Origin of the sequence: Mariniphaga sediminis (assembly GCF_003573545.1) — a bacterium.
Taxonomy (GTDB): domain Bacteria; phylum Bacteroidota; class Bacteroidia; order Bacteroidales; family Prolixibacteraceae; genus Mariniphaga; species Mariniphaga sediminis.
In genome coordinates this window covers 166,977-179,394 of the sequence record NZ_QWET01000006.1, presented here as the reverse complement: position 1 = coordinate 179,394, position 12,418 = coordinate 166,977, and the positions used below count along the sequence as shown (strand labels likewise).

The 12,418-nt window shown below is 41.8% G+C and carries 8 protein-coding genes; all 8 read right to left on the bottom strand.

The window, feature by feature from the left end; translation table 11 throughout:
* Positions 1-7: 7 nt before the first annotated feature.
* Entirely contained in the window at positions 8-736 is a 729-nt protein-coding gene (locus D1164_RS09795; protein ID WP_147372126.1) for a hypothetical protein, read from the bottom strand.
* Between the two features lie 15 nt (positions 737-751).
* Positions 752-1,507: a sugar isomerase domain-containing protein gene (locus D1164_RS09790; protein WP_119349789.1), complete on the bottom strand. Its 756-nt coding sequence runs from the start codon at positions 1,505-1,507 to the stop codon at positions 752-754.
* A 15-nt stretch (positions 1,508-1,522) separates the two neighbouring features.
* Complete coding sequence (locus D1164_RS09785; protein ID WP_119349788.1) at positions 1,523-2,569, bottom strand: alpha-amylase family protein; 1,047 nt, start codon at positions 2,567-2,569, stop codon at positions 1,523-1,525.
* Positions 2,570-2,624: 55 nt separating this feature from the next.
* Positions 2,625-3,689 carry a hypothetical protein gene (locus D1164_RS09780; RefSeq protein WP_206610972.1) on the bottom strand — a complete coding sequence of 355 codons (1,065 nt, stop codon included), beginning with the start codon at positions 3,687-3,689 and terminating at the stop codon, positions 2,625-2,627.
* Between the two features lie 27 nt (positions 3,690-3,716).
* A complete protein-coding gene (locus D1164_RS09775; RefSeq protein ID WP_147372124.1) occupies positions 3,717-5,966 on the bottom strand; it encodes a hypothetical protein in 2,250 nt (749 codons plus the stop codon).
* A gap of 1 nt (position 5,967) precedes the next feature.
* Complete coding sequence (locus D1164_RS09770) at positions 5,968-8,421, bottom strand: alpha-N-acetylglucosaminidase TIM-barrel domain-containing protein (RefSeq protein ID WP_119349786.1); 2,454 nt, start codon at positions 8,419-8,421, stop codon at positions 5,968-5,970.
* The gene (locus D1164_RS09765; protein ID WP_119349785.1) at positions 8,399-10,840 is read right to left on the bottom strand and encodes an alpha-N-acetylglucosaminidase TIM-barrel domain-containing protein; all 2,442 of its coding nucleotides are present in this window, start codon (positions 10,838-10,840) and stop codon (positions 8,399-8,401) included. The genes D1164_RS09770 and D1164_RS09765 overlap by 23 nt, the downstream gene beginning before the upstream one ends.
* Before the next feature lie 118 nt (positions 10,841-10,958).
* Complete coding sequence (locus D1164_RS09760; RefSeq protein ID WP_119349784.1) at positions 10,959-12,401, bottom strand: RagB/SusD family nutrient uptake outer membrane protein; 1,443 nt, start codon at positions 12,399-12,401, stop codon at positions 10,959-10,961.
* Positions 12,402-12,418 lie beyond the last annotated feature (17 nt).

Below are 12,418 nucleotides of genomic sequence, written 5' to 3'. Positions count from 1 at the left end.
ATCCATTTTATATGACCTCCATTTTCTGTTTACCGGAATTTGACATGAGAGCAGTATCTACCAACCGCGACAACCGGGCATGCCGGGTTTTCAGGTCTTCCGACTGTCCCGGTTCTTTCTGTACTTCAAATGCGGCCCGGACCCACTCAGCCTGAAATTCATCCAGTCCGAACAGTTCGTTGTCAACATCCTTGTAAACGGATTCACCTTCACGGGTAAAGGTATAAACCGAACTTTGGGGAACCTGCGTATCAACCACCATATCGCTCGCCACACCACGCCGGGCTATAATTTCGTGCCTCTCAAGCAGACGCCTGCCCACAGGGGCCTGTACCCCAACTTCCATACTTCCAATAACCCCACTTGCAAGTTTTACGATGATATTCCCGGTCGAATTATCGCTAAAAACAGCATGAAGCGAAACAATGTTACTGCCGCTAATAAATTCGCAAAGATCAAACTCCCGGTACATTAATGCCTCCAGGCTCCACTCTTCGTTACTTCCGAAACTGCTAAAACGCAGCATGCTGACATCTTCAACCACCTGTTCCGAAACAAGTTTCTGCAACTCCGTAAACCGGCGGTTCGACCGCCATGTTAGCAAGGGAACATCATGCTCGTTCAGCTTTTTCCCTAAAAAATGCCACCCCGGCAACAGGTTCAACCGGGGATGGCCTTTTACTTCATATTTTTGCATTAATTGTTTTAATGCGCTTTCTATATTACTATCTGTCATTATTTTATCTGTTTACTACAAGCACTTTACGCGGGGCATGTATTTCTGTACGTATTTGGCATTGATTTTATCTCCGCCCGGGGTGTTGGCGCTGGACCAAACCGGCGGTGTAATCCCTTTTTCCACACATTTTTTTATGGTCCCGATTTCCAGCCAGTGTGCAATGTAAAAATCAACGATGTTGGATACCGGGGCAAACGGTGTATCCAGTCCGTCAATTTTCAGCAGCGCATCACCGGTAGGGTTATAGTCGTCAATGCAAACGTCGGCGATATCGAATAAATTCATTTTGTTGGGGTGCCGGATAAAATGATCTTCCGGCATTTCATTCTGCCAGTACGAAGAACTAACAGCAATAATCGTTGCCCCTTTTTCTTTGGCTTCAAGCGCTGCATCAATGGTGGCCGGGTTAATCCCGATATTGTGGAAAATAATAAATACTTCTCCTTTTTGAATGGGGTAGTACTTTACGATGGCGCTTCCGTAATTTACGGTACGTTCCAGTTCCAGGTATTTTAGTGCCTGGTTGAACACAGAAAGGCCTGTTTCCATGATGGGATTGATATTGGCCAGGCCACCGGCGCGGAAAAACATTTCGCCCATTACCAGTGTGGTGTGCCCGCCGCCCCCGTATACGTGAATCAGCTCATCGCGCTCAATAGCCCCAACCATCAGGTCGGTGGCTTTGTCCATATTTTCTGATTGGTTTTCTTTTACCTTTTTCAGCAGCTCCACTGCTTTTTCCAAAAATCCCAAGTCTGAAGCTTCCATAATATTATCCTTAAGTTATTTGATTTTGTATTTGTCATCTAACACCTCGCCATAGGCTTCCCCGAGCATATCCCATAATTCCAGGGCACGCGGGGCGGCAAGTACGGTACCGTGGCCTCCCCGGTATGTCCAGGCAAACAGGCTCTCAACGCCCATGTCGCTGTAAAGGCGGGTGATATCCTTTATCTCTTCCAGGTTTTCCGGTTCGTTGTAATAGCCCATTAACCACCGCTGCGAACCTTTGCCGTATTTTTTTGCAATGTCAACGGTACGTTGCGTAATGGACTTAAAATAACTGCGAGGCAGGTTATAATTCAGGATGGTGGTGCTGAACACATCAAAGGCATCTGTTTTGCCTACTTTGTCCCAGTCGTCGTAGCCCCTGTTTTCTTTTACATAGTAGGTATTAATTGTGGCATGTACGCAGCAGACAATGCGACTTTCCGGGCGAATCCTTTTTATCTTTTCAGAAGCGTGTGCCAAAATTTCAAGCGCATTGTTTTCCCTGAAGGCAATAACTTCTTTGGTCATTACCCGGGGCATTTCGTAGCCATACAGTGCCCTGAACTGTTCCTGGCATACAGGGCAGCGGCACGACCAGTCATCGCCGGCACCTCCAGTAATGGAAGCATAACTTTTGGGAAGGGCGTAATGGGGTTCGTCCCAGAAAAAGCCGTCGGCCTCTACTTCGGTTGCCAGTTTCTCACAGAGACCATAAAAATAGTCCCTGAATGCTTTTGTATTAAAACAGGCAGCCGGAAGAGGTTCGTTGGTAAAGGCCGAAACCTGCCTGTTCCCCGGGTTATTGGTCAGGAAAACACTGGGGGGCTCCCCGCCAAACCATTTGCCGATGCCCCAGGTATCCAGGTATACTTTTAACCCTAAGTCCTTTGCGACTTTGGTAATTTTAACAATGTTTGGGAACCAAAAGTCAATATCAAACTCGGAAAGTGCCAGGATAACCGCATTGCAGTTGTGGCTTATCATCTCTTTAAAATCTTTCTCTGCATGTTCCGGGTAATTTAGTCCGTAGTAACTTACCCCTGTCTCTTTTACACTCATTATTTAGTTTCTTTTTCAAGGTTTTATTTATTTTCTTGAAGTTTGAAGAAGGAAGTCAGTTTCCCTTTTCAAATTCTTTTTTTGCCTCACCGACTAATTCAATTCCTTTCAAAATGCGCTCACGGTATTCCTCTATGGTTGGTTTCCAGAATGTCTGTAAAAATCCGAGCAGATGTTTTGCTCCCAGTTTTTGCTCTCCAAATTTTACCGTGTTCATGATATTCTTTTCATTTTCTGCATGATAACTTCCGGTAGGAATCTGGTCGTATCCGTGAGCGTCAAGGTCAAGATAGGCCTGTACATATACTTTAGTTCGTTCATTAAGTTGATTCAGATTTAAATTTTCTCCGTAATACCAGTTGCTTTGAACTACCGACTTGGGCATTTTTTTGAAAAACTCATCCGGATTATTCCACAGCATGTAATCGGGCCAAATCCAGGCTCTTCCTCCCTGTTTCTCCACTTCATCAACCAGAAAATAAAAATCTTTCCACCATACATCTTTTTGCCGTATAACAATGTGATTTTGATAGGTCTGATGAGAATAGGATTCCTCATCCATTCCCAAATGGAAAAAACGAGGTTTATCAAACAGGGTGCATACTTCTGAGATTAAGTCAGAACAAACCTGGTAATATTTTTCGGTAGATACCATTTTGGAATATTCGCCCATCCATGTATCGTGCCCGGCTGAAAAATTCATTTTGGGTATTGGTTCCAGTCCCAGTTTTCGCATTTTAGCGAGTTCGGTTTTTAGCCGGCTGGTGGACCAGGCATTATTTACTGCTATCTCAGGATGACTGTCATATCTGACTGCATCGCCCAGATCGATTACAATCATATTTACCCCCTCATCTGCCATCTTTTGCACAGCGTCATTCCATAATGGTTCGCTTAACTCAAGATCCGGACGGAATCCTCTGAACGGCCGGTGAGGTGAAATGTATTCTTCCCACATGTTGAAACTCAGATGGAGCAGGCATCCCCAAACTTTTTCAGCTTTTGCCGGGGACTGGTTCAAATTGTTCATCGCAAATGGAAACGATGTTACCACCGGAGGGAGGAAACTTGCCGCCCCGGCTGCTGATACCTGTTTAATAAAATTACGTCTGTCGGTCATGATTAATGCTTTAATTATTTATACTGTTCATTCTTCAATAACTAAAAATTTTGCACCCTTAGCTTCCATTTTTACAGGAATTTCATCAATGTTATTCCATGATTTCCCGATAATTGCATCGGTTACGTTAACCTTCTCTTTGAGAGATAGATTATAATGAATCGCCTCTTTAGGAAATATACCGATAAAGCGATTGTCAGCATAAACAGTGCAATTTAATGGAGCATACATATAGCATCCGGCATCAACTGCCATCTCGCGTAGCTTGCTTGCTTTTAGATTAGGATAAGCACATAATATTGTTTTGCCCCCTTCGTTGTTAATTTTCAAAGAAGTCATTATGCTCCCATCAGGATATTTATCAAGTACACTCTGCTCAGAATCAGAAACAATTTGAATTAATGGAAAATCATTTAAAATATTATATCCATTGGAAATATCAACTTTTGTACCCGAATATGGTTCAATTGAAAATCCAGTTACTTCTTTTACATTTGTTACAGAAAAGTCAGGGTTTCGTATTCCGGCGGCATAATTCCATATTATGGTTGCTGTTTTAGGAATTCTGTTGCGTATTCGTTCCCATTGCCCTTTTTCAAAATGAAAAGCATTGGCAAAAACAATAAGTTTATATTGTGATAGTGTAATATCATTTAAATCGCAAAGTCGATATATATCAACAGGTGCCCCAACTAATTTTAGTTCAGATTCCATTTCATTTATGATACCACCCCTGGAGCCGTTGACAAAACCATAGCTACTGTTCATTCGGTAAAAACTATGATCATCTATAACATATAATATTTCACTAATGTTATTCCATTTTCTATCACGGACAGATTTGCTTAATTTCACAAGCTTTGATATCTCATCCATAATTAAACTATCGTCAAACCATCCTGACCCTAAATCCATCCACCACCAGTTTTGATTACGGTAAGAAAGATTCTTCGCCACTTCACGCCATAAAACTGACCTGGTTTCCTCCATATTATTTGCCCTGGATATATCCCCGGGGTTACTCAAATGCGTACGATTATCAAGCTCGTCAATAAATATTTTTTTCATTGAGAAAGAAAGACTGGGGCCCTGCTCCCCTCCGGCCCACCCAGGAGCACTCCTATAATATGCTTTAGGAAGGGTTAGAAAATCAACCCAGGAGGAATTTAACAGTTGATCAATAGCTAGCTGTCCTGAATATGCAGCATTTTGCACAAATAAATATCCATAAAAGGAACCTACCGGTTTTCCTCCTGTTTCTTCTTTGACAATTTTCCCAAAATATTCTATTGCATCTGCAGTTGTTTGTGACAAAAAAACATTATAATCGATTTTCCTCTGATCTTCCTCTCTCGCCAGAAAAAAATCTCTTAAACAGTTTTTGTTTTTCAGTGAATCAAAAAGGAATGGTACTTCAAAATTATTTTCATCAAGAATTGAATCAGACCAGGCTTCTTGTAACGATTCCAGTGTTCCATATTTTTTTAAACACCAGTTATAAAATGCTTTGCGGTGATTGATTCCAAAATCACCTTTAGCTACATCACTCATTGACCACGTTCCCCAACGAACTGTTTCGCCACAAGCCCCAAATGCAATATGATAACCAATAATTTGATCAGCATAGGGACTAGCGTCTAAATGTTTTATTAATCGTTTTAAAGCCTTCCCTGCATCTTCCTTCCATTTTGCAGAGGAAAAACTTTGTAATCCTACTAATCCTTCATTAACCGGAACCCCTCCAGACCAGCCTGCCGTATCCCAATATTTTTCCAATTTTTCAGCCAACGTTAATATATCATTCTTATCGCGAGGTCCGTAAAAATTCACAAATAAGTCTTCTGGGTTTTCCAGTGCCCATTCAGTTGGTACATCTAACTTGATTCTTGGTAAATAATAGCGATCAGGATGCCCTTTAAGTAGTATGTTGAGGGTACTGTCAACAGCAGTATAATTATATTTATTCACACCTGTCCACCCATTATGAATAATACTGGTAAAAATTTTAACACCTGCTTTTTCAAATGCACTATTTTCTCTTATCGCGGTACTAAAGTCATTATCGTAAAAAAGAGGATTACCCGATGAATCAAGCCTGGTGGGATTTTGAGTAAACCCAATTCTGGACCAAAACATAGGCTCCGAGGATATCATACTTAAATGACTGGGGGGAGAATTAGTTTTTATTTTTTTATTTGATTGTGTACAATCAGAGGTCACAAGTTGTAGCCCGATTATACACACAGCAAAAAAGATATATTTAATGATTTTTAGCATATTATATCTCTTTTAGTAATCCTGTTATCAATCCTTCCAAATAATTCAATGTGTCTGCAAAACTTTTTGCATTGTGGTGGGACCTGGTTGGCGCCATCTTCAACAGTGGTGTTGCATAGAATTGGTCTTCGATAATTTTTTTCTGCTCTGCAAATACCTCCGGATACTTCCATTCTGATCGTTCTCCTGATTTGATCCGTTTGAATACCCAGTTCCAGTATGCATCCAGTTCCGCAAGATACACATACTCAGCCAGCTCATAATGATGGCTGCGGCAATAGTTGTTTTCTGCATTTCCTTTTAATGCCTGCTCTGTATGAGGATTCAGCATGGGTGAGATTCCCTCCAGTTGATTTGCTTCTCTGAGTTGCTGCAGGCTTGCATACATTGAAAAATCGTCGGACATTGCTAAAATATTATTTAATGACGACAATAATTTCCTGCTTAATTCTGAAAGTCTGCGGATGTCTTTCGAACCAGCCTCCTGCACCCTCCACGCTTCCATTTGAATTGCTCCTTTTGCCAAAGAAGCATATAGTGCATTACTTGCTATTGTCCTGGACATATCAATTGCATCCCGCAACCAGAAAGGGTTTTCGTAATTTTCATCTGCAATGGTTGTTAACCCATTAAGAACCGAAACAGACTGTTTCAGTCCGGCATGTAAATGTTGCAAATCAGCCTCCAGTTTTTTGAGGCGGTCAGGCGTCAGGTTAATCAATTCTGTGCTGCTTAACAAACGAAACTGCGGTTCCCGTACTGTTCCTCCTGTTTTTCCCCAGTTATTACTCTGCGACAGGGCAAGAAAAGATTTCCATAATCCGATCATCTCTTGTTGTATTTCAGACGGGTAACGTGAAGTGCAGTACCGTTTGGTTGCCTCTTCCGTTTCCGGTCTGTCAGGCTGCCAGCTATTGTCTGCAAGATATTCAAGCAGATAGGTGTCGCTGTGGGAAATTTCAGACCATACAACTAATCCGACACACATACTATCTTTTTGGGCCTCTTTTAACCGGGGAGCGATAATGTCCTCATAATTTCCATGAATGTCGCTGTTGTTGGCAAAAGAGTGTATAATTCCAAATATCCAGGGAAAATTATTTTTTAAGCCCCAGTCGCTGTATGATACTTTACTTATATTATCTGCTACATAATCCAGAACAATTGTTCGTTGAGGATCAAATTCCTCCAGTAACATTTGCACATCTTTATCCTTCCACCTGTCTAAAAAGTCCCAGCTTGCAATAAGTAGAGGGGCATCGGGATAATGTTCCCTCACGGTTTGCTGTGTTTTTCTGTACACAAAAAGTTTATTCTGAAGGTTCTCCCGTTCATTCCCTATTTTTCTTTCCGCCAACCCGATTGTGTGAAACATTCGTGGTGAACCTCCTCCAAATTCGCTGATGTGTGTTTGGCTTAATTTCCAGTAAGTATCCCATGCCATTGGCGATTCAATATCAAAAACGGCATGCATCGGGAACATATAATTTGTTTTTCCGGTTTCCATTAGCGGAAAATCCGGCTTGTTTTTAAAGAAAGAGGATGGTGTTGGAGAGTACCAGTGAGTAATTGTTCCCACATCTTCCGGATGAATCAGCCCCCGTTCTCTTGCGTATTGCAGGACCTGTCTGCGAAGTTCTCCGCGGTATCTTAAAGGCCAGAATGAAGTGCGGTCGTTGTAGCTTCTTTGTTTTGAATCAGGATCCTGTACATCAACGGGAGGGTAGGGAACATCTTCGGGGAATGCCCGCTGAAAAAGGTCGTCAGTTCCTGTGCGCAACATAAACAGGTTGAATCGTTTTTTCATCAACCAGTCAATTTCCTTTTTCCAGTCTTCCAGGTCCCAGTGTTCAGCCTGAAAACGATGCAGCCCGCGGTGTGCAAAGTAGCGAAGCCCCCGGTATTCAAAATGTGGTTTTTCCAGTACATCTATTCCCGATAATTGTATTTGTTGCCGGGCTGGAATAATGTCCCCGTCCCAAAAGTATTCAGCCCCTGCCTGTTTGCGAAAGAAATCGTAAACGGCATAAATGGTAGAACGGCCACTACCGCCTGCCAGGATGAGATAGTTGTTTCCGTTTTTAGAAAGAGAAAGTATCCGGTAATTATCTCCGCCATATTGGATATTCAGGCTTTCGAGTGTTCCTTCGCGAATTAGTTCATGAACCACCGGGTTGACTGCATCTGACCCAATGAGGATAACTTCTCCTTCGGGAAGTTCGCGTTGGTCGGGTTTCATATAATAAACCGCCGGCTTCTCGCCTGTAACCTTCTCCCACATATCGGCAAAGGTTTGTCCTGCTATTTCATAGGCTTTTTCACCTGTAGTGGGAACAAGAATCGTTATTCCTGATGAGTTCGTAGTACCATAGGTATCGGGGGAAACGATACCTATGAATAATACCAATAAAGGGAATAACCTTATTGTTAATTTATATCTCTTCAAGAAGTTCATTGACCAGTTCTTCTAGATGATTTAAAATTTTTGTAAGGTTTTCTGCTGTACGGGACTCTGCCGGTGCCATTTCCGATAGCGGAGTTGCGTAAAATTTGTCTTCGATCAATTTTTCTTGTTCTTTAAATTCTGCCGGGCGTTCCCACTCTGACGCAGTATCTGATTTGATACGCTTAAGAAACCAATCCCAGTAAAATTCCAGTTCCGGTCGGTAAACATATTCTACCAGTTCATAGTGGTGACTACGACAGTAATTGTTTTCCGCATTTCCTTTTAATGCCTGCTCCGAATGCGGGTTCAATATTGGAGGGATTCCGTTGAGTTGCTCCGCTTTTTCCAGTCGTTGTAAACTTGCGTACATCGAAAAATCATCGGACATGGCCAATATATTACTAAGAGATGCCATTAATTGCTGGTTGAGTTTAGAAATCCTCTTGATCTCTTTTTCGCTGCTTTTCATATTTTCCGATGCTGTTACCTGCATGGTCCCTTGAGCCAGCGAGGCAAATATTGCCCTGCTGGCAATAGTTCTTGCCATATCCAGTACATCGCGTCTCCACAATGTATTATCATAATTCTCTGCTGTCAGAAGAGACAATTTTTTCAGAACTTCAGGTGCATTTGTTAACCCGGTCATTACCCGTTTTAAATCTTCATTCAGATTTTCTATGTTTTCTGGAGTATGGTTAATAAAACCATCGCTGGATAAAATCCGGAATTGAGGCTCCCAAAATAAAATGGTACTGCCAGGCAGCCCCCAATGGAGTGTCTGGGAAACATTTAAAAATTCATCCCAGATTTGTTCCATTTCTTTTTCTGTTTCCTCACGATACCGTTTTTCGCAAAAATGTTTCGTTGCTGGTTCAATTTCTGTTTTATCCGGTTGCCAGCTATTGTCGGCAAAATATTCTAAAAGGTAGGTATCACTGTGCGAGATTTCCGGCCAGGTAATAAACCCGATACACTTTGGGTCGGCTGCAGCTTCTTTAAGTCTTGGGGTAAGAATGCTATAGTCTTCATGGATGTCGCTGTTTTTTGCAAGTGAATGAAATATTCCGAAAAACCAGGGGAATTTATTATGTACATCCCAGTCGCGATACGTTACTTTATCATCTTTGTCAGAAGTGTAATCGAGCAAGATGGTGCGGGTCGGATCAAATTCACTCATTAACTGTTGTACGCCTTCGTCGGTCCATTTCCATCCTATAAAATCCCAACTACCAATTAGTAATGGCTGGTCCGGGTAATGTTCCCTGAGTTTTTGCTGTGTTTTTCTGTACACATACAATTTACTCTGCAGATTCTCTCTGTCGCTTTTTCCAAAAACCCGTTCTGCCATTCCAATTGTATGAAACATGCGTGGGGAGTTGGCTCCAAATTCCCTGATATGTGTTTCCGTTAATTTCCAGTATGCGTCCCATGTTTCCTGAGCTTCAATATCCCAAATGGCATGGGTTGGAAGCGAATAGCCGGAACGCTGATTTGTAATAACCGGAAAATCCGGATTGTTTTTATAAAATGAACTTGGCGTGTGAGAATACCAGTGAGTGATAGTTCCAATATCTTCAGGGTGAAGCAAGCCTCTGTCTCTTGCGTATTGCAACACCTGTTTGCGGAGCTCCCCGCGGTATTTTAAAGGCCAGAATGAAGTGCGGTCGTTGTAACTTCGTTGCTCTGCATCAGGATCCTGTGCATCAACGGGAGGGTAGGGAACATCTTCGGGGAATGCCCGCTGAAAGAGGTCGTCAATTCCTGTGCGCATCATAAAAAGGTTGAATCGTTTTTTCATCAACCAGTCAATTTCCTTTTTCCAGTCTTCCAGGTCCCAGTGTTCAGCCTGAAAACGATGCAGCCCGCGGTGTGCAAAGTAGCGAATCCCCCGGTATTCAAAATGTGGTTTTTCCAGTACATCAATTCCCGATAATTGTATTTGTTGCCGGGCCGGAATAATGTCCCCGTCCCAAAAGTATTCAGCCCCTGCCTGTTTGCGAAAGAAATCGTAAACAGCATAAATGGTAGAACGGCCACTGCCGCCTGCCAGGATGAGGTAGTTGTTTCTGTTTTTAGACAGGGAAAGTATCCGGTAATTATCTCCGCCATATTGAATATTCAGGCCTTCGAGTGTTCCTTCACGAATTAGTTCATGAACCACCGGGTTGACTGCATCTGACCCAATGAGGATAACTTCACCTTCGGGAAGTTCGCGTTGGTCGGGTTTCATATAATAAACCGCCGGCTTTTCGCCTGTAACCTTCTCCCACATATCGGCAAAGGTTTGTCCTGCTATTTCATAGGCTTTTTCACCTGTAGGAGGAATACAAATTTTAAGGGAAGAAGATTGATTTTCTGTGTAGGGATTGCCGGATGCAATATGCATCGTAAGACTAAAGAAAAGCGCACTTAGAAAAACTATTTTCATTGTTGTATTCTGTTGATATTTATATTTTTATAAAATGTTTGGACAGTTAAATTATTCCCGGCCCGGTAAAGGGCCGGGAATAATGAATTATAATTCAGTTGAAAGGAACAGTAATTTTTTAGTATCCCGGATTTTGATCACTGTCATCAATTGCATCATTCAGATCTATCTCCGTAGAAGGTATAGGCCATAAGAAATGCTTGTCTGCAACAGTTTTACCGTGTACTTCCAAAATTATATTTTTGGCGTAGTCTTTCCCTAAGCGTAACAGGTCTAACCAACGTTTTCCTCCTTCATAATAGGTCTCATACCCTCTTTCCATTACGATTACATCTATGAAATTTTGAAGGCTGGAGAAATCAGCCAGTTCAAAATCGACCTCTGAAGGTTGGTCGGGATTTTTCCCGTAGGCTCTGCGATGAACCATATTTAATTTTTCTACGGCATCGGCTGTTGGTCCGTTGTTAACCCTGCTTGCAGCTTCTGCATACATTAAAAGAACATCAGCATACCGATAAAAAGGATAATCATTTGCACCTGAACCAATGTGATCCGTGTCCATGAACTTGTTGTTTAACATCGTATTTGGTCCTAGTCCAAATTCCCAAGAATAATAAAGTCCTTTCCGAAGGTCTTTAGGATCCCAATTGTCCCAGCGGGAAGATAATTTTACCGTATCCATATAGCAGGCAAACAATCCGCTACCATTATAATACGGATCCGAAGGATGATGCATAAATGATATAAAACTCCAACCTGATTCCTTATTATTCTTTATATAGAATATTTCTTCCGATGTACTGATAAGCGTAGGCCCAAATAATTTTTGCCAATCGTCCACTGTTTCTACATTAACCAATGCAAATTTGTTTGATTGTATTACCTCTTCTGCTTTGGTTTTTGCTTCTCCGTAATTTTCCATTATAAAATAAACATGGGCTAAAACAGACTTTGCTGACCATTTGGTTGGGCGCCCGGCAACACTGGGAGCATCCGGAAGATTTTGCTCTGCATATTCCAAATCATCGATGATTAGATCATATACTTGCTCTTTACTGCTTAAAGGAACTTCGGTGTCCTTTATGTTTTCTTCTGTACGTAAAGGCAATTTCCCGAAATATGGTATCATTACTGAGTATGTAAACGCTCGCATAAACCTGGCTTCAGCTGTATACTTCGCAATAACCGCTGCATCTGCCACTGTCGCATTGGGTGCGTTTGCAATGACCAGGTTTGCGTTTCTGATAGCAAGGTAAAACTGAGTCCACATTGAGCCAATTCGGGTAACATTCGTATTGTCGAGTCCCTGATATTCATTCAGAACAGCATAGCTTCCGCGGCCAAGTTGAAAATCACTGTAAATTTCTGTTTGCCATGGATACAATGCTCCGAAACAATTGTAAGACCTCAGAGGAGAAAAAATGGCATTGACGGCCGTTTCAAGATCTCCTGCCGAATTATAGAAAAGTTCAGATACTATTGCTTTTGGTTCTTCTTTCAATACATCTTCACAAGATGTAAATGCGACGATAATTCCTATTAATAATATTATTTTTTTCATAATTTAATCGTTTAGAA

Coding starts and splice junctions, on each gene's coding strand:
- D1164_RS09795 (WP_147372126.1), bottom strand. CDS start 736: ATGACAGATAGTAATATAGAAAGCGCATTAAAACAATTAATGCAAAAA.
- D1164_RS09790 (WP_119349789.1), bottom strand. CDS start 1,507: ATGGAAGCTTCAGACTTGGGATTTTTGGAAAAAGCAGTGGAGCTGCTG.
- D1164_RS09785 (WP_119349788.1), bottom strand. CDS start 2,569: ATGAGTGTAAAAGAGACAGGGGTAAGTTACTACGGACTAAATTACCCG.
- D1164_RS09780 (WP_206610972.1), bottom strand. CDS start 3,689: ATGACCGACAGACGTAATTTTATTAAACAGGTATCAGCAGCCGGGGCG.
- D1164_RS09775 (WP_147372124.1), bottom strand. CDS start 5,966: ATGCTAAAAATCATTAAATATATCTTTTTTGCTGTGTGTATAATCGGG.
- D1164_RS09770 (WP_119349786.1), bottom strand. CDS start 8,421: ATGAACTTCTTGAAGAGATATAAATTAACAATAAGGTTATTCCCTTTA.
- D1164_RS09765 (WP_119349785.1), bottom strand. CDS start 10,840: ATGAAAATAGTTTTTCTAAGTGCGCTTTTCTTTAGTCTTACGATGCAT.
- D1164_RS09760 (WP_119349784.1), bottom strand. CDS start 12,401: ATGAAAAAAATAATATTATTAATAGGAATTATCGTCGCATTTACATCT.